The sequence below is a fragment of the Streptomyces sp. NPDC046925 genome (genome assembly GCF_040644915.1).
In the GTDB taxonomy this organism is placed as follows: domain Bacteria; phylum Actinomycetota; class Actinomycetes; order Streptomycetales; family Streptomycetaceae; genus Streptomyces.
The window spans coordinates 294,593-312,513 of the sequence record NZ_JBEYWZ010000010.1 but is presented as its reverse complement, the minus strand read 5'-3'; the positions used below and the strand labels follow the sequence as shown (position 1 = coordinate 312,513).

The window sequence follows — 17,921 nt, the reverse complement described above, 5'->3', positions numbered from 1 at the left end:
GTGTGTGCGTGAGTTCGCAGAACGCGGTGAGCATGGCGCGGTCCACGGGTTTGGCACTCAACTCGTGGCGGAGAAGCGCCTCGTAGGCGGCGGCCGTGGTGTCGTACGCGTGGCCAGTGGTGTGCAGGTGGGTCGCTTCGGCAATGGTTCGTGACCGTAGCCCTGCGGTTCTGTTTCGACCGTGATCAGCGGCGGCTGAGCTCTCTCTGGCGGGTGGCCGGAACGCCGTGGGTGGCCCGGATAAACACCGCACGGAACAAGATCACTGTTTCGAGTGCCCCTACCGGTCTTGTCGGGCGAGCCATGCACAACGGCCGTTAAATGGTTCTCGGATCTGGACGAACCTTCTGAGATCACACACCCCTCAACTTCCCTTTGCGCGGTTCGGCGCACACGCATGCCCTTTACCACCCCTTGCGAAGGAGAGCTCGCCCGATGACCGTTGAGACCAGCCCGGAAGCACAGCTGGAGCCGCCCCGGCAGACCAGTCTGGGCACTGCGGCTGCCCGGAACCTTGCCACCACGACCAAATCCGCCCCGCAGATGCAGGAGATCACCTCCCGCTGGCTGCTGCGGATGCTCCCCTGGGTGGAGACCAAGGGCGGCGCCTACAGGGTCAACCGCCGGCTGAGCTACACCGTCGGAGACGGACGTATCGAGTTCATCCAGGACGGTGGCGACGTCCGGGTGATCCCACGGGAACTCGGCGAACTGGCCCTGCTGCGCGGCTTCGACGACGTGGAGGTGCTGACCGCGATCGCGGACCGCTGCGTCCAGCGCGACTTCAGCGCCGGCGAAGTCCTTGTCGAGCGCGGCGCCCCCGCCGGGCAGCTCCACCTGATCGCCCACGGCCGCATCAACCAGAAATCCGTCGGCAAGTACGGCGACGACGTCGGCCAGGACGTCCTCGCCGACGGCGACCGGTTCGGCGAGCAGGCCCTTCTGGACGCCGACGCCAGATGGGACTCCACCGCGACCGCCGAGACCGCCGGCACCCTGCTGACCCTCTCCCGCGACGACTTCGCCGCCGTGCAGGCCTCGGCGCCGAGCCTCCAGGCCCACCTCGAGGAGTTCAGGAGGCTTCCCGAGCAGCGCCAGAACAAGCACGGCGAGGCCGAGATCGCGATGTCGGCCGGACACACCGGCGAATTCGCCCTGCCCGGTGCCTTCGTCGACTACGAACTCAAGCCGCGCGAGTACGAACTCTCCGTCGCCCAGACGGTTCTGCGGGTCCACACCAGGGTCGCCGACCTCTACAACGGCCCGATGAACCAGACCGAGGAGCAACTCAGGCTCACCATCGAGGCGCTGCGCGAGCGCCAGGAGCACGAGCTGATCAACAACCGTGAGTTCGGCCTGCTCCACAACGCCGACTTCAAGCAGCGCATCCAGCCCCACACGGGCCCGCCCACCCCGGACGACCTCGACGAACTGCTCTGCCGGCGCCGCGGCACGAAGCTGCTGCTCGCCCACCCCAAGACGATCGCGGCGATCGGGCGCGAGCTCAACGCCCGCGGGCTCTACCCCGATCACGTCGACCTCGGCGGCCAGCAGGTACCGGCCTGGCGCGGCGTCCCGATCCTGCCCTGCAACAAGATCCCCATCACCAAGGAGCAGACCAGCTCCATCCTCGCCATGCGTACCGGCGAGGACAACCAGGGCGTCATCGGTCTGCACCAGACCGGTCTGCCGGAGGAGTACGAACCGGGCCTGTCGGTGCGCTTCATGGGCATCAGCGAACAGGCGATCATCTCCTACCTGGTCAGCACCTACTACTCCGCCGCGATCCTGGTGCCCAGTGCGCTCGGCGTGCTGGAGAACGTGCAGATCGCCCACCGGCGCTCCTAGCGGGTCCACGGACCCAAGGACCCGCGGACCCGAGGATCCACGCACCCCGGGATCCGCCGGACGGTCACGACAGCCCGGACCTTCCCGGGCCGGGCACCTGTGCCCGGATCCGGGAAGGCCACCCATCCCATCAAGGAGCCACGGATGCCCGACTCCGGGTCTTCCCCTCTGCGTCCGAGCCCGCCCGCCGCAGCGGCTCGCTTCGGGGCGCCCGTCCCCGCGTACACGCACGGCGTTCTGCCCGGCCCGCCCCCGGCCCCCCGGCAGGGGGAGGAGGCAGCCGCCGCGGCGAGGCAGCCGAGCCCCGCCCTGGAGCGGATCCTGTGCGGCCCCAGCGGCCTGGGCACGGCGGGCCTGAGCCTGGCCCGGCGCGCGCAGCCGGCGGCTCCCGAGACCCCCGAAGCACCCGAGACCCCCGAGGCCCCGAAGGCCCCGGCGGACGCCCTGCACATCCCGGGCCTCTACTACCACCCGGTGGCCGAGCCCGACCCGGTGCGGGTGGAGGAGGTCAGCCGCAGGGTCAAGGACTGGGCGGTGGAGGAGGTCGAGCTGTATCCCGAGGAGTGGGAGGGCCAGTTCGACGGCTTCTCCGTCGGGCGCTACATGGTCGCCTGCCACCCGGACGCCCCGACCATCGAGCACCTGATGGTCGCCACCCGGCTCATGGTCGCCGAGAACGCGGTCGACGACTGCTACTGCGAGGACCACGGAGGCTCGCCCATCGGCCTCGGGGGGCGCCTCCTGCTCGCGCACACCGCCCTGGACCACCTGCACACCACGCAGGAATACCAGCCCCAGTGGGCCGAGTCGCTGCACGCGGACGCCCCGCGGCGCGCCTACCGCTCCGCGATGGAGTACTTCGTGCGACAGGCGAGCGCCTCCCAGGCGGACCGCTACCGGCACGACATGGCACGGCTGCACCTGGGGTATCTCGCCGAGGGCGCCTGGGCCCAGACGGACCACACCCCCGAGGTGTGGGAGTACCTCGCGATGCGGCAGTTCAACAACTTCCGCCCCTGCCCCACCATCACCGACACCGTCGGCGGCTACGAACTGCCCGCCGACCTGCATGCCCAGCCCGGCATGCAGCGGGTCCTGGCGCTCGCCGGGAACGCCAGCACCATCGTCAACGACCTCTACTCGTACACCAAGGAACTTGCCAGCCCCGGACGGCACTTGAACCTGCCCGTGGTGATCGCCGAGCGCGAGGACGCCTCCGAGCGCGATGCCTATCTCAAGGCGGTCGAGGTCCACAACGACCTCATGCGCGACTTCGAAGCCGCGTCAGCCGCCCTGGCCGCGGCCGCCCCCGCCCCCAGCGTGCTGCGCTTCCTGCAGGGCGTGGCCGCATGGGTCGACGGCAACCACTACTGGCACCAGACCAACACCTACCGATACAGCCTGCCCGATTTCTGGTAAGGACGGAATCACCTGTGACCAGCACCGAGTTCACCACCGCCGACACCGCCGCCGCGTTCGTTCCCGCCCCGGCGACGCCCTACCAGGGTGACATCGCGCGCTACTGGAACAACGAGGCCAGGCCCGTGAATCTGCGCCTGGGCGATGTGGACGGGCTCTACCACCACCACTACGGCGTCGGCGAGGTCGACCATGCCGCTTTGGGCGACCCCGACGACAGCGAGCGCGAGAAGAAGCTGATCACCGAGCTCCACCGCCTCGAGTCGGCGCAGGCCGACGTCCTCATGGAACACCTCGGCGCCCGCGGGCACGACGACATGCTCGTGGACGCCGGCTGCGGCCGCGGCGGTTCGATGGTCATGGCGCACCAACGATTCGGCTCCAAGGTCGAGGGCGTCACGCTCTCGGCCAAGCAGGCCGACTTCGCCAACCAGCGCGCCGGTGAACTGCGCATCCAGGACCGTGTTCGCGCCCGGGTGTGCAACATGCTCGACATGCCCTTCGAGACCGGCGAGGCCGCGGGCTCGTGGAACAACGAGTCGAGCATGTACGTCGATCTGCACGACCTGTTCGCCGAGCACTCCCGGATCCTCGAGATCGGCGGCCGCTATGTGACCATCACGGGCTGCTGGAACCCGCGTTACGGCCAGCCCTCGAAGTGGGTCTCCCAGATCAACGCGCACTTCGAGTGCAACATCCACTCCCGCCGGGAGTACCTGCGCGCCATGGCCGACAACCGTCTCGTGCCGCAGGCGGTCATCGACCTGACGCCCGCCACCCTGCCCTACTGGGAGCTGCGGGCCACGTCGTCGCTGGTCACCGGCATCGAAGAGGCGTTCATCGAGTCGTACAAGGACGGCTCCTTCCAGTACGTCCTGATCGCGGCCGACCGCGTCTGACCGGACGTCCCGAGCGAGAGCGCCGGGCCCGCACGCGGGGGCCCGGCGCTTACGGCGCCGTCATCCGGGGTGACGCCGACCGCTCCTGCTCCCCTACAGTGCGGGGCGCCCAGACCGTGCCCGTCCGCGCCGACGCGACCCGTCGAACAGGAGCCGCCCCATGGCCACCCACGCCCGCCCCGGTTCGCCGTCTTCCGGGCGCCGGGTCCCCGAGCTCGACCCCGACCTCGTCGAACAGTGGCAGGCCGAGGGAGGGGAACTGGTCGACCTCTTCGCGCGGGCGCGCGAACGGCTCGGCGGCGTCGCCGCCTTACGGCTCGGTCCGCGCCCGACCGTCCTGATCACTGCCCCGGATGCCGTGCAGCACGTGCTCGCACTCCATCCCGACCGGTACGTCAAACGCTCGCACCGCGCCCGACTGCTCATCGGCGACGGCGTCCTGGCCGCCACGGGCGAGGCATGGCAGCGCCAACGGCGCCTGCTGCAGGGGCAGTTCACCGGCCCGGGCATGCGGCGATACGAGCAGCGGATCACCGGGGCCGCCCGTGTCACCGCGGCGCGCTGGGCCGCGTACGCCCGCACCGGTCAAGTCTTCGACGTCGGCGAGGAGATGCGCCGCTTCGCCCTGGACACCATCTGGCGCTCCCTGACCGGACATCCCCTCGACCCGGCGACCGAACACGAACTGGACGCCGTGCCCGCCGTGGTGACCGCGCTGCCCAGCCTGCCCGCCGACGGCGTCGCCGCCCGCGGTGCGGTGGCCGCCGAGCTGGCCCGTATCGACGCGGTCGCCGGCCGTGCCATCGCGGCCGCGCGTGACGCCGGGGCGGGGCCGGACGGGCCGGGGCTGCTGCACGTTCTGACCGAGGCGGCCCGAACACGCCCCGAGTACACCGACCGGCTGATCCGCGACGAACTCGTCACCCTGCTCGTCGCCGGACACGAGACCACCGCCTCGACCCTGACCTGGCTCTATCTCCTGCTCGACCGCAATGCGCGAGCGCGGGAGCAGGCGCTCGCCGCGGGCGCCGAGGGCTCGCCCGAGCGGCGCCAGGCCCTCCAAGCGCTGGTCCACGAAACCCTGCGTTTCTACCCGTCCGCCTGGATCCTGCCGCGCAGCGCGGCCCGGGACGACGTCCTGGCCGGGTACGAGATCGAGGCGGGCACCGACGTCCTGGTCTGCCCCTATCTCACGCACCGGGACCCCGACCTCTGGGAGAACCCGCAGCGTTTCGAGCCGGCGCGCTTCACCACCCCCGGACGGCGCCCCGCCCACCCCGGCAGCTACTTCCCGTTCGGCATCGGCCCCCGGGCCTGCCTGGGCCTGCAATTCGCCCTCCGGGAATCGACCGCCCTCCTGGAACACCTGCTGCCCGCCCACACCCCCCGCTTCCGCTCCATCCCGGCGAACGCCACGTACAGCATCACCGTGCGCCCCGACGGCCCGACGCCCGCGGTGCTCGTCTGACTCACCCGGGCCTGCTGAGGGGCGGGCGGGGCGGCTACTGCACTCCGTGTGGTCGGAACTGGATGCTGATGCGGGCTCCGGTGGCGCGGGTGGACTTGGGGATCGCGTGTTCCCAGGTGCGCTGGCAGGAGCCGCCCATCACGATCAGGTCGCCGTGACCGAGCGGGCGGCGGATCGTCTGGCCGCCGTGGCGCGGGCGCAGCAGCAGGTCCCGGGGTGCCCCCACGGAGAGGATGGCGACCATCGTGTCCTCGCGGGCACCCCGGCCGATGCGGTCGCCGTGCCAGGCCACGCTGTCGCGCCCGTCGCGGTAGTGGCACAGGCCGGCCGTCGTGAAGGCCTCGCCGAGTTCGGTGGCGTAGTGCGCGGAGAGGGCGTGGCGTGCCTCGTCGAGGACGGCGTGGGGGAGCGGCTGGCCGGAGCGGTAGAAGGCCAGCAGGCGCGGCACGTCCACGACCCGCTCGTACATCTGACGGCGCTCGGCCTTCCACGGGACGTCCCGCGCCAGCCGTTCGAACAGGATGTCGGCGCCGCTGAGCCAGCCCGGCAGGAGGTCGATCCAGGCCCCGTCGCCGAGGACTGTTCTGCTGATCCCGTCCAGGGGGCCCAGGCGCACGTCATCGCTCTGATCGAAGAGTGATCCCTGGAGCTGGTGCGTTGCCATGCGGCCACTGTACCGAATGATTCGAACGCGTGAGCTATTTCGAATCCGTGGCGGCTCGGCGCGATCGGCGCGATCGGCGCGATCGGCGCGATCGGTGCGGTCAGCGCGATCGGCTGCCGGAGACCAGGCGGTAGACGAACAGGACGATCACGGAGCCGACGATGGCCGCGATCCACGTCGACAGGTGGAAGAACCCGTTGATCGAATGGACGCCGAAGATCACCTTGCCCAGCCAGCCGCCGAGCAGCCCGCCCACGATGCCGATCAGCATCGTCACCAGGCAGCCTCCGGGGTCCTTGCCGGGGGTGAGGGCCTTGGCGATGGCCCCCGCGATCAGACCGATCAGGATCCAGGCGATGATGCCCACGAGCATGTTCCTTTCCCTTGTGCGCATGTCGGCGCGGGGTCTTGCGTCCGACACTGGCACACATGTCCGCGGGCGGCCGTCCCACGCGGGACCAAGGTCCGCAGCGGCGGGGCGAAGGTCCTTTTCCTGTCGGCCGACCGGGTGACGGCCGTCGATGGGGCGCAATAAATGTGAAGAGAGCGTTGCAGGCTCTCCATGCCTTCTGGGTCGTGGGCACGTCAGTGCGGGGCAGGCGACAAGAGAGAAGCCGCGAGGAGGACGCAGCCGATGCTAGTGGTCGCTCTTTTGCTCCTGCCGGCCATGGGGTTCCTGATCATCGCCATGGACCGCATCGAGGATCTGCTGAACGGTGAAACGCGGCCCAGAACCGGCCGGCGCGCACATCACCTCCGCCTGATCCACGGCGAAGGGCGCACGGGACACCATCGGGCCTCCGTCTCCGGGCAGCACCGAGACGCGGCCTGACGCACGGAGAAGCCGAAGCGCAGAAGCAGAAGCCGAAGCCGAAGAGGAAACGGCGCCGCGCCCACTCCCTGCGGAAGCGGGCGCGGCGCCGTCGTCGTCAGTCAGCGGCCCCTTCGGGGACCCCTTCAGGAAGGGGTCTGCTGTGCCGTCTTCTCGGCGAGCTTCTGGAACTCGCCCAGGTCGTAGTTGGCCAGCGTGGAGTCGAGATTGGTCAGGGCGCCGAGGCGCTCCACGAACCCCTTGGGGTCGTACTCGATCTGGAGCGTCACCCGGCTGGCGGTGTCGCTGAGGCGGTGAAAGGTGACCACGCCGGCGTGTTCCACCCCCTCGACGGTGTGCCAGGCGATCCGGTTCTCGGTCACCACTTCGGTGAGCTCGGCGACGAAGTTCTTCTCCGCGCCGGGCAGTTCCAGCTGCCATGCGAAACGGCGCCCGTCCAACGGCTCGACCAGCCGTACGTGGCTCAGGAAGGAGGGCCACCGTGTCACATCGCTCCACAACTCCCAGGCGACGGAGACCGGCGCCTTGATGTCGACGGACTCGAGCAGGGACGCGGACATACGCACCTCTTTCTGGACGGGAAAGTGGCCGCGGATTCTCCGGGCCGGTGGAGCCTTCGGCCCCGGTACCCCTTCGCGGGCGGACCATGCGAAGGCGTCACATCACCAGTCACAGCACCGCGCGGGCGTCAGGCCTTCGCGCCGGATGCGGCGATCTTCTTGAGGTCGACGGTCTCGCCGGGCGCCGGCTCCTGCGGGCTGACCGACTTGCCGTAGTCGCTGAAGGTGGTGGTGTTGGCGTCCTTGCCGCCGGACGACTTCGTCCGCAGGATGTACGGCTTGCCCTCGGTGGCGACGTACAACGTGAGGGTCTCGCCGCCGGACGTCTTCTTCGTCAGCTGGATCGCCTCGGCGCCGTCGACGGTCGACGTCGAACCCTTCTTCATGCCCTTGCGCTCGGACTTGTCCTTGTCCAGCTCGGCCATGAGCGCCTGCTTGTCGCACATGTTCTTCGTCGTCGGGTCGTCGGCGGGCGCCTTCACCCACTTGTCCGCGAGCTTCGGAACAATCTTGTCGCCGCCGGGCTGGCCCTTGAGCGCGGTCGTCCAGTACTTCTCGTCGCCCCGCAGATAGAACGTCCCCTTCGTGTTGCGCACGTCGGCGGACGCACCCTTCGACTCGATGGTGCCGTCGCAGTTGTTGCTCTTGTCGACCGACAGGTCGATGGTCATCGGGGAACCCGACTGCTGCATGGTTCCCTTCATGTGCATCGAGTCGGCCGCCTTGGTCGCCTCGACCGCGTCCGCGGCGATCTGGTCGGCGCTCTTGCCGTCGAACGGCTTGCTCTTGCCGTCCGACTCCTCGCCGCCGCACCCCGCCAGGGCCACGAGCGCCACTCCGGCTACCGCGGCCGCCATGGTTCTGCTGCCCCTCGCCACGTCTGCTCCTCTCCCGGGGCGCACCTGCGCCCTCACCGTGTTCCCCGGTCTTCGTGGCCGGGGATCACCCGCGTACCCCCCGGCTCACGGAGATCACCGGAACGCCGGTACCCACTTATTTGTGCCCGTCCGAGGCCGCGCGCCCGGGACGCCTGGCGCTTATGGTGACCGAGCGGCATACGGAGACAGCCATGACGTCAGCCAAGAAGTCACACATCGACCTGGAACAGCGCCTGCTCCTGACCGGTGCGGGCAGCTTCGACTGGCACCTGGACAGTGGTGAGCTCACACTCGACGCCGGTGCCCTCGCGGTGCTCGACCTGCGTCCCGACGAGTTCCACGGCCAGGTGGCCTCACTGGACCGAAGCGTGCCCTCCGACGAGATGGTGCGGATCACCTACGCCGTCACGGAAGCGTGCACCACGGGCACCGACCTCTACGGCGTCTACTTCCGTGTCCGCCACCGCGACAGGTCGATGCACCTCAGCCACGCGCGCGGGCGCGTCCTGCGCGACGACGCGGGGCAAGCCGTGCGCGTCGTCGGAGTCATCCGGACGGCCGCGAACGACGGGACGGAGCTGGCGGCCACCGATCCGCGCGAGGAGCGCAGACAGGGCATCGCCCTGATGGTGCAGGGCACCACCGAGGCCCTTTCGCGGGCCGTCACGGTCGACGACGTGGTGGCCGTCCTGTCCGGCGCGAGCGGACTTGACCGGTTCGCCGCCGACGGCCTGGTCCTCGGCCTGGTCGACGGGGAGGACCTCAAGCTGATCGCCCTGGTGGGCCAGACGATGCAGGCCCTCGACGAACTCAAGCTGCACAAGGTCGACGAGAAGCTGCCGCTGGCCGATGCCGTCCTGACCCGGCAGCCGCGCTTCGTGGACTCGCTGCCCGACCTCGGCAGCCATTTCACCCGCCTCGGCCCCTACATCGAGCACATGGAACTCGACTCGGCGGCGTTCCTGCCGCTGGTCGCCCAGGACCGCGCCATCGGCGGACTGGCGCTCTTCTACCGCGGCCGCAAGGAATTCACCGACGCCGACCGCAACCTCTGCATCGGTCTTTCCGGCATCGTCGCCCAGTCGCTGCAGCGCGCCATGCTGTTCGACGAGGAACGCGACCTCGCCAAGAGCCTGCAGGCCACGATGTTGCCGCGCGGCATCCCCGACGTCACGGACGCCGAGGTCGCCGTGCGCTATCACGCCGCCTGGGGCGGTCGCGAGGTCGGCGGGGACTTCTACGACGTCATCACCCTGCCCCGCGGGCGCATCGGCGTGGTCGTGGGCGACGTACAGGGACACGACACCCATGCCGCGGCCATCATGGGACAGCTGCGCATCGCCCTGCGGGCCTTCGCGGGCGAGGGGCATCCGCCCGCGACGGTCCTCTCGCGCACCTCCCGCTTCCTGGCCGAGCTGGACACCGAGCGGTTCGCCACCTGCACCTACGCCCAGTTCGACCCCGCCACCGGCATCGTGCGCGCCGTGCGGGCAGGACATCTGCCGCCCCTCGTGCGACACGTGGACGGCCGGGTCGGTGTGCCACGGGTGCGCGGCGGTCTTCCGCTGGGGCTTGCCACCGAGTTCGGCATGGAGGACTACCCCGAGGTGCGGCTCGACCTCGTGCCGGGCGAGACCCTGGTGATGTGCACGGACGGCCTCGTGGAGGACGCCGGTCTCGATCTCGACACCGGGATGCAGAACCTCGCCGAGGTGCTGTCCGCGGGCCCCGAGGGAGCCGAGGATCTGGCGGACCATCTCTCCCGCGCCCTGTGGCAGCGGTGGGGCAGCAGCGACGACGTGGCGCTCCTGGTCCTGCGCCGGCACCCCGACCCCGGCACGCTCCAGGAGCCGCGCATCCATCGCTACGTCCACCAGGCCGACCCCGAAGGGCTCGCCGACGCACGGGCGGCGCTGCGCGAACACCTCGCGTCCTGGGGCCTGGGGGCGGTCGCCGACGACGTCGAGGTGGCGGCGGGCGAACTCCTCGTCAACGCTCTGGTCCACACCGACGGGGGCGCCATCCTCACCCTCGAGGTGCTCACCGGACCGCCTCGCCGCGTACGGCTCTGGGTCAAGGACCGCTCCAGCACCCGCCCCCGCAAGAGGTCACCGGTGGAAACCGCCACATCCGGACGCGGACTGCTCCTGGTGGAGGCGGTCGCCACGCGCTGGGGAATCGAACCGCGCGGCGAGGGCAAGGCCGTCTGGTGCGAATTCGCCGTGCCGGAGGAGTGATCGGGGCGTCGGGGTCGCCAGCCGTGAACGCGCGCCCGACCGCCCGCTGTTCCCTCTGTTGTTACCTCTTCCTGTCGCGATCCGTCAGAGCAGTGACAGCCGCACGAAAGCTCTGAGGAGACAGCGATGGAAACACGTCCGATCACGGCAAGGGTCCCGATGGGTCCGCGGATGACCGAGGACCCGGCCGCACTCGTCCCCGAACTGGCGGCGGTGCCGGCGGCCCTGTTCAAGGTCACCGGGAACGGTTCGGTGCCCCGCTCCACGATCAGTCTGCTCCAGCTGCGGGCGGGCCAGATCGTCGCCAGCACCTACCTGACCGTTCTGCACACGGGGTTCCTGCGCAAGGCCGGGGAGTCGGAGGAGCGCATCACCTCCGTGGCCTCCTGGCAGGACTCCCCGTACTTCACGGAAGCCGAGCGTGCCGCGCTGGCCCTGACGGAAGCCGTCCTGCAGCCGTCCCCGCACGGCGAGAGGGTCTCCGACGCGCTGTACGCGAGGGCGGCGGAGCACTACGACCCCACGGCGCTGAGCACCCTGATGTTCGCGATCGGCCAGGTCGGCTTCTTCACGGCGGTGGCGCTCATCGCCAAGCCGGTGCCGGGCCGTTCGTTCAGCGACCCGTGGAACTAGGACCGCCCCGGGTCAGGATGCCGCGTCAGCGCGGCTGTCCGGCCGGCCACGCGCGGGGGTAGGGCACCCGTAGTGATTCGGCCGCCACGGGGGTGTGTTCGGCGGCGGCGTGCAGGCGTCCCTCGCGCAGGACGACGGCGCGCTTGCGGAGCATCGTGTCGACCAGCTCGGCGGCCAGATCCTCCGGCGTGCGCGCCAGGAGGCGTGCGGCGTCGGCCAGCCATGCCCGCGCAAGCAGATAGGGCTCGACCTCGCCCGCCGGCATGCCGCCGCGGATCATCAGGGCGAACGCGAAGATCCGCCGCGCGCCGTACCAGACGGCACCGGCCGGATCGTCGACCAGGCGCTGGGCGCGGCGGAAGGCAGTGGCGAAGGCCGCACCGGGGTCCGCGGGGAGGGGACCGTGCGAGGGCAGGATCACGCGCGGGGCGAGGTCGGCCATCCGCTTCAGGGACATCAGCGCGGTGGCGGCCGTTTCGGGCCCGTCGAGGGCGAGGTTGACCCAGCCCACGTCGTAGTCCGACAGGGCGTCCCCGACCACGAGCAGGCGCTCCTCCGGCTGCCACAGCGCCAGGTGGCCGGGGGTGTGCCCGGGGGTGCGGACCGCCTCCCAGTCCGCGTCCCCGAGCCGCAGCAACTGCCCGTCGTCGAGCGGCACATCGACCGTGTACGGGGGGACCGGCTGGTCGAGGTACTCGGCCGAGCAGCAGCCGGGATCCCTGCGCAGGACGGCCTCGGCTTCCGGCGCCCCGGCCGCGATGCCCGAACCGCCCGCCTGCAGAAGGGCGTTGCCGCCCACGTGGTCGGAGTGCCAGTGGGTGTTCACGACCAGATCGACGGAACCGGCGTGCGCACGTGCCCACTCGGCGGTCTGGGTGGCGTGGCCGACGAACCCGCTGTCGACCAGGGCGGGCCTGCGCCCGTGCAGCAGAAGGAGGTTGGCGTCGGGAAAAGGTCTCTGCCGCCAGGTCACCCAGGACGGCAGCGCGCTCGGGCTCAATCTGCGGTCCGGTGCACGCGGATCAGTGTCTGGTGCTGTGCCTGATCTGCCACGTGCTCTCCTTCGGCGGCCCGCACGGTCGTAGGACGGTGGGAACAGCGTAGACACCACGGTCGGTGCCTTCGAAGGGGCGGGGCGGCTGCGGCACGACACACCTGTCGGCCGCTGCCTTCGAAGGCAGCGGCCGACAGGCGCGGGTGGTTCAGGCCTTGTGCTGCATACTGCTGCGGGCCGGGTTGGCCTGCTCGCCGGCCTTGGGGTCCTTCTCGCTCGCCTTGGCGCGCACGCCTTCCTTGATGCGCTCACCGATGGACTTGTCGATGTTCGACCAGTACTCGAAGGCCCTTACGAGGATGGGCTCGCTCACGTCGTTGAGCAGATGCCCGACGACGTTGTCCACGAGCCGGTCGCGCGCGGCGTCGTCGAGGACCTCGCGCACCATGGTGCCCGCCTGCCCCCAGTCGTCGTCCTCGGCGTGATCGACGTAGGCGGCGCGGGTGATGTCGCCGTCCGCGTGCCAGCTGGGCGGGGCGTAGCGGCTGGTGTCGGCCGCCGGGCCGCCCTTGGAGTTCGGTGCGTAGACCGGATCCTGCGTCTTGTTGTACGCCATGGCTCCGTCTTTGGAGTACGTGCGCAGCGGCGCGACGGGAGCGTTGACGGGCAGCTGCTGGTAGTTGCCGCCGATGCGGTGGCGGTGCGCGTCGGCGTAGGAGAACAGCCGCGCGAGCAGCATGCGGTCGGGGCTGGGGCCGATGCCCGGGACCAGGTTGTTCGGCTGGAACGCCGCCTGCTCGATCTCGGCGTGGTTGTCGGTGGGGTTGCGGTCCAGGACCATCTTGCCGACCTCGATCAGGGGGTAGTCGGCATGCGGCCACACCTTGGTCAGGTCGAACGGGTTGAAGCGGTAGGTGGCCGCGTCGTCGTACGGCATGACCTGCACGTGCAGCGTCCAGCTGGGGTACTCCCCGTCACGGATGTGCTCGAAGAGATCACGGGTGTGGTAGTCCGTGTCGGCCGCGGCCATCTGGTCACCCTCGTGCTGGGTGAAGTGCTCGACGCCCTGGTCGGTCTTGAAGTGGTACTTCACCCAGAACCGCTCGCCCTGCGCGTTGATCCACATGTAGGTGTGCGAGGTGTAGCCGTTCATGTGGCGCCAGGAGCGCGGGATGCCGCGGTCGCCCATCAGCCAGGTGACCTGGTGCGCGGACTCGGGCGAGAGGGTCCAGAAGTCCCACTGCATGTCGTGGTCGCGCAGATTGTTGTCCGCCCGGCGTTTCTGGGACCGGATGAAGTGCTGGAACTTCATCGGGTCCTTCACGAAGAAGACCGGGGTGTTGTTCCCGACCATGTCGTAGTTGCCCTCGGTGGTGTAGAACTTCACCGCGAATCCGCGCGGGTCGCGCCAGGTGTCGGGGCTGCCGCGCTCACCGGCGACGGTGGAGAAGCGTGCCACCAGGTCGGTGCGCGTGCCCGGCTGGAAGAGGGCGGCTTTGGTGTAGGCGCTGACGTCCTGAGTGACCTCGAAGTGGCCGAAGGCGCCGCTGCCCTTGGCGTGCGGCTGCCGCTCGGGAATCCGCTCCCGGTTGAACTGCGCCATCTGTTCGATCAGATAGGAGTCCTGCAGAAGGATCGGCCCACCGGCGCCGACGGTGAGCGAGTGCTCATCGCTCTCGACCGGAGCACCGGCGTCCGTGGTGGTCGCCTTGCCTGTCACGTCGCTCATGGGTTACGAGTGCCTTTCGGTGGGTGATGTGCTCTGCGCCGCAAAGGGCCGTGCAGCGGAGGCCCGCCCGGGGGCCGGCGGTTTCGGAGGCATGCCGGGGTCCAGTCCATCTTGCGGCTTTTCTACCGGTATGGCCATTTCTTCGCGTCCTTCCGCCCACGTGGTCCTGCGTCCGCCGTCGGCCGTTGTGTGTGGATCTTCGACCGGACAGGGTCCGAGTGCCCGACTTGGCGCGGCCAATACGTGGGGAGCGCTTCCGTTTCTTGTTTCCGGCCTCTCAGCGGCTGCCGGGGCTGGTGAGGTTCTCGCGGATCTTGGCGATGGCGAAGCCCCGGCCCTGCTGGACGGTCGGCTTGCCCGGCACGGCGATCTCCTCGGGGTTGGTCAGGACGTCCAGGAGGACGGGGCCCGGCGTGGCGAAGGCCTTGCCGACACCCTCGGCGAGATCCTCCGCACGGGTCACCCGGATGCCGGTGATGCCGAGGGCCTCGGCGACCGCGGCGAAATCCGGGTTGTCGAGCTCGGTGCCGAACTCCGGCAGGCCCGCTTGCTCCTGCTCCAGCTTGACCATCCCGAGCCGCTGGTTGTCGAAGACGACGAGCTTGACCGGCAGCCGCAGGCTGCGGATGGTCATGAGGTCGCCCAGGAGCATGCCGAGTCCGCCGTCGCCGCAGAAGGCGACGACCTGCCGCTCCTTGTCCAGGAGCTGCGCGCCGATGGCCTGCGGCATCGCGTTGGCCATCGAGCCGAGGTTGTACGAGCCGAGCAGGCGGCGCGAGCCGCGCATCTCCACGAAGCGCGAGAGCCATACGGTGGCCATGCCGGTGTCCGAGGTGAAGACGGCGTCGTCGGCCGCCAGGGCATCCACCGCCGCGGCCAGCGCTTCGGGGCGTACGAGGTGATCCCGGTTGTCGAAGGCGGAGCGCACCTTGCCGATCAGGCCGCGGTCGTGCCCCGGCGCGGCGAGGCGCTGCTGCCCCTCCTGCCACTTGACGAACTTCTCCCGCGCCTCGTCGAGGTGCCCCCGCTCCGTCCGCCGCTCCAGGCGTTCGAGGAGCCCGCGCACCGTGGGCCCGACGTCCGCGGCCAGGGGCACGTCGACCGGAACGCGCCGGCCGATGTGCTCGGCGACCCGGTCGACCTGGACGACCTTCTTGCCCTGCGGATACCACTCCCGGTAAGGGAAGTCGGTGCCGAGCAGCAGCAGGGTGTCGGCGTGGTCCATCGCGTGCGAGGCGGCCGGGTTGCCGATGAGGCCTGTCTGGCCGACCTGGTAGGGGTTGTCGCCCTCGAAGCCCTCCTTCGCCTTGAGCGTGAGCACCATGGGAGCGGCGAGGTGCTCCGCGAGGGCGAGGACATCCTCGCGGGATCCGCGCGCCCCGCGGCCGACGAGCATGGTGATCTTGCCGCCGTCGGAGAGGGCAGCGGCCGCCTCGTCGAGGGCCGGGTCGTCGGGCCGGTTGGCGGAGCCGACGACGGAGAGACGGGCCGGCCGGTCGTCGGGGAGTTCCTTGCCGCCGATGTCGCCGGGGATCGTCAGGACGGCGACACCGCGGCGCCCGATCGCGTTGCGCACGGCGATCTCCAGGAGGCCGGGCATCTGCTCCGGGGAGGTGACGGTGGCGCGGAAGACGGCCACGTCACGGAAGAGCAGATCGTTGTCGACCTCCTGGAAGTAGTCGGTGCCCACCTCGGCCAGCGGCACCTGACCGGCGATGGCGAGCACCGGGGTGCCGCTCTTGGCGGCGTCGTACAACCCGTTGAGCAGGTGCACAGAGCCCGGCCCCACGGTGCCCATGCAGACCCCGAGGGTGTCGGTCAGCTGGGACTGGGCGCCGGCGGCGAAGGCCGCGGCCTCCTCGTGGCGGCAGCCCACCCATTCGACGGAACCGGTGTCGCGGATGGCGTCGGTGAGGGGGTTGAGCGCATCCCCCACGACGCCGAACACATGGCGCACTCCGAGTTCTTCCAGGCCGTCGATCACGACGCGGGCAACGGTGCGGGACATCAGGGGGGTTCCTTTCGGAGGATCGCTGTGTAGGGGTGATCGGTGTGTACGGGGAGGGGCGCGTACGGGGGGAGGGGCGCGGCCGTCACACGGCGAAGGTGTCCGGATCGGCCGCATGCCAGTCGGCGGCCCAGCCCTCGGGCGGCGCGGCGAGCAGTTCGCCGGGGGAGAGCCACTCGTACAGCTCGGCGTAGGAGCGGAACCGGCCGTGGTCCTCGCGGCGGCGCAGCAGACGCGGGTTGAGGTCCGCGGCGCTGCGCACGCCCATCGCGGCCAGGATCTGCAGCGCGCTCTGGACGGTGTTCTGCTGGAAGCGCTCGACGCGCGCGGCCTTGTCCTTGACGTCCAGGGCGCGGGCGCGGTGCGGGTCCTGGGTGGTGACGCCGGTCGGGCAGTGGTTGGTGTGACAGCGCTGGGCCTGGATGCAGCCGACGGCGAACATCATGGCGCGCGCCGCGTTGGTGTAGTCGGCGCCCATGACCAGGCGCTTGACGATGTCGGAACCCGTCGCCACCTTGCCGCTCGCGCCCAGGCGGATGCGGTCGCGCAGCCCCGCGCCGGTCAGCGCGCTGTGCACCATGATCAGGCCTTCGGTGAGCGGCATGCCCAGGTGGTCGGCGAACTCCAGGGGTGCCGCGCCCGTGCCGCCCTCCGCGCCGTCCACCACGATGAAGTCCGGGGTGATCTCCTCCGCCGCCATGGCCTTGCACACGGCGAGGAACTGGGTGCGGGAGCCGGGGCACAGCTTGAAGCCCACCGGTTTGCCGTCCGCGAGTTCCCGCATCCGGGCGAGGAAGCGCACGAGTTCACGGGGCGTGGAGAACACGCGGTGATACGGCGGCGAGACGACCGTCTCGCCTTCGGGCACGCCCCGCACGGAGGCGATCTCGGCGTTGACCTTGCTGCCGGGCAGGACGCCTCCGATGCCCGGTTTCGCGCCCTGCGACAGCTTGAGCGACACGCAGCGCACGGCGGGATGGGCGGCCTTCTCGGCGAACTGCCGCGCGTCGAAATCCCCGTCACGGGTGCGGCAGCCGAAGTAGCCGGTGCCGATCTCCCAGATGAGGTCGCCGCCGGGCCGCAGGTGGTACTCGGACAGACCGCCCTCGCCGGTGTCGTGGGCGAACCCGCCGCGTGCCGCGCCCGTGTTCAGCGCCACGATGGCGTTGGAGGAGAGCGCACCGAAGCTCATCGCCGAGACGTTGAGGAGGGCCATGTCGTACGGCTTGGTGCAGTCGGGGCCGCCGATGCGGACGCGGGGCGGCTCCTCGGGCACCTTCGCCGGTGCCATGGACGGCACGAGGAACTCGTAGCCGCGCTCGTCCATGTCACGCTCGCTGCCGAAGGGCTCCTCGGCGGCGACACCCTTGGCCCGTTCGTAGACGATGCTGCGGGTGTCGCGGTCGTAGGGCCTGCCGTCGTAGTTGCGCTCCACGAAGTACTGCTGCAACTCCGGGCGCAGCGTCTCCATCAAGAACCGCAGGTGGCCCAGTACGGGATAGTTCCGCAGCACGGTGTGCCGCCGCTGGAGGAGGTCGTACGTACCGGTCGCCGCCAGGGCAAGCAAAGGAGCCCCGGCGAACCACCACCAGGGGGATACCAGAAGGGCCAGAAGCACACTGCCCACCGCGCAGGCCATCAGCAGGCCGACCGCTGCGAAACGCGTCATGATCCCCATCTGACCCGAATTCGACCGGTCACACATGCGCACGTCCGACGCACGTCCGACGCGTGCCCGATGGTGCCGGGTGG

15 protein-coding genes are annotated in these 17,921 nt (G+C 70.2%); 6 read left to right on the top strand and 9 right to left on the bottom strand.

Features of this window, described 5'->3' with window-relative positions:
- Positions 1–435 precede the first annotated feature (435 nt).
- The 4 genes from ABZ906_RS33500 to ABZ906_RS33485 all read left to right on the top strand — a co-directional run bounded on the left by ABZ906_RS33500 (position 436) and on the right by ABZ906_RS33485 (position 5,634).
- Entirely contained in the window at positions 436–1,848 is a 1,413-nt protein-coding gene (locus ABZ906_RS33500; RefSeq protein WP_361184190.1) for a family 2B encapsulin nanocompartment shell protein, read from the top strand.
- Positions 1,849–1,992: 144 nt separating this feature from the next.
- The gene (locus ABZ906_RS33495) at positions 1,993–3,267 is read left to right on the top strand and encodes a family 2 encapsulin nanocompartment cargo protein terpene cyclase (RefSeq protein WP_361389465.1); all 1,275 of its coding nucleotides are present in this window, start codon (positions 1,993–1,995) and stop codon (positions 3,265–3,267) included.
- Between the two features lie 14 nt (positions 3,268–3,281).
- On the top strand, positions 3,282–4,166 hold the full coding sequence (locus ABZ906_RS33490; protein WP_361389463.1) for a geranyl diphosphate 2-C-methyltransferase: 885 nt from the start codon (positions 3,282–3,284) through the stop codon (positions 4,164–4,166).
- Positions 4,167–4,326: 160 nt separating this feature from the next.
- Positions 4,327–5,634 (top strand): cytochrome P450, encoded by a 1,308-nt coding sequence (locus ABZ906_RS33485; protein ID WP_361389461.1) that lies wholly within the window; start codon positions 4,327–4,329, stop codon positions 5,632–5,634.
- Between the two features lie 34 nt (positions 5,635–5,668).
- On the opposite strand, the gene ABZ906_RS33480 is transcribed toward ABZ906_RS33485, so the two are convergent.
- The 5 genes from ABZ906_RS33480 to ABZ906_RS33460 form a co-directional block, all read right to left on the bottom strand.
- Positions 5,669–6,298 carry an alpha-ketoglutarate-dependent dioxygenase AlkB gene (locus tag ABZ906_RS33480; protein WP_361389459.1) on the bottom strand — a complete coding sequence of 210 codons (630 nt, stop codon included), beginning with the start codon at positions 6,296–6,298 and terminating at the stop codon, positions 5,669–5,671.
- A 100-nt stretch (positions 6,299–6,398) separates the two neighbouring features.
- Positions 6,399–6,665 (bottom strand): GlsB/YeaQ/YmgE family stress response membrane protein, encoded by a 267-nt coding sequence (locus tag ABZ906_RS33475; protein WP_361185046.1) that lies wholly within the window; start codon positions 6,663–6,665, stop codon positions 6,399–6,401.
- A 270-nt stretch (positions 6,666–6,935) separates the two neighbouring features.
- Positions 6,936–7,091 carry a hypothetical protein gene (locus tag ABZ906_RS33470; RefSeq protein WP_361389456.1) on the bottom strand — a complete coding sequence of 52 codons (156 nt, stop codon included), beginning with the start codon at positions 7,089–7,091 and terminating at the stop codon, positions 6,936–6,938.
- A 164-nt stretch (positions 7,092–7,255) separates the two neighbouring features.
- Positions 7,256–7,690: an SRPBCC family protein gene (locus ABZ906_RS33465; protein WP_361184175.1), complete on the bottom strand. Its 435-nt coding sequence runs from the start codon at positions 7,688–7,690 to the stop codon at positions 7,256–7,258.
- Between the two features lie 128 nt (positions 7,691–7,818).
- Positions 7,819–8,547 carry a hypothetical protein gene (locus ABZ906_RS33460; RefSeq protein WP_361389453.1) on the bottom strand — a complete coding sequence of 243 codons (729 nt, stop codon included), beginning with the start codon at positions 8,545–8,547 and terminating at the stop codon, positions 7,819–7,821.
- Between the two features lie 212 nt (positions 8,548–8,759).
- Here ABZ906_RS33460 and ABZ906_RS33455 point away from each other — a divergent pair, with 212 nt between their 5' ends.
- Together ABZ906_RS33455 and ABZ906_RS33450 are read left to right on the top strand one after the other, a co-directional pair.
- Positions 8,760–10,805: a SpoIIE family protein phosphatase gene (locus ABZ906_RS33455; RefSeq protein WP_361389450.1), complete on the top strand. Its 2,046-nt coding sequence runs from the start codon at positions 8,760–8,762 to the stop codon at positions 10,803–10,805.
- A 126-nt stretch (positions 10,806–10,931) separates the two neighbouring features.
- Complete coding sequence (locus ABZ906_RS33450) at positions 10,932–11,438, top strand: carboxymuconolactone decarboxylase family protein (RefSeq protein WP_361389447.1); 507 nt, start codon at positions 10,932–10,934, stop codon at positions 11,436–11,438.
- A 25-nt stretch (positions 11,439–11,463) separates the two neighbouring features.
- On the opposite strand, the gene ABZ906_RS33445 is transcribed toward ABZ906_RS33450, so the two are convergent.
- From ABZ906_RS33445 to ABZ906_RS33430, 4 genes are all read right to left on the bottom strand, one after another.
- A complete protein-coding gene (locus ABZ906_RS33445) occupies positions 11,464–12,438 on the bottom strand; it encodes an MBL fold metallo-hydrolase (RefSeq protein ID WP_361389444.1) in 975 nt (324 codons plus the stop codon).
- Positions 12,439–12,640: 202 nt separating this feature from the next.
- Entirely contained in the window at positions 12,641–14,161 is a 1,521-nt protein-coding gene (locus tag ABZ906_RS33440; protein ID WP_361389441.1) for a catalase, read from the bottom strand.
- A 277-nt stretch (positions 14,162–14,438) separates the two neighbouring features.
- The gene (locus ABZ906_RS33435; protein ID WP_361389438.1) at positions 14,439–16,169 is read right to left on the bottom strand and encodes a thiamine pyrophosphate-dependent enzyme; all 1,731 of its coding nucleotides are present in this window, start codon (positions 16,167–16,169) and stop codon (positions 14,439–14,441) included.
- Positions 16,170–16,254: 85 nt separating this feature from the next.
- Complete coding sequence (locus ABZ906_RS33430) at positions 16,255–17,838, bottom strand: FMN-binding glutamate synthase family protein (protein WP_361184155.1); 1,584 nt, start codon at positions 17,836–17,838, stop codon at positions 16,255–16,257.
- Positions 17,839–17,921 lie beyond the last annotated feature (83 nt).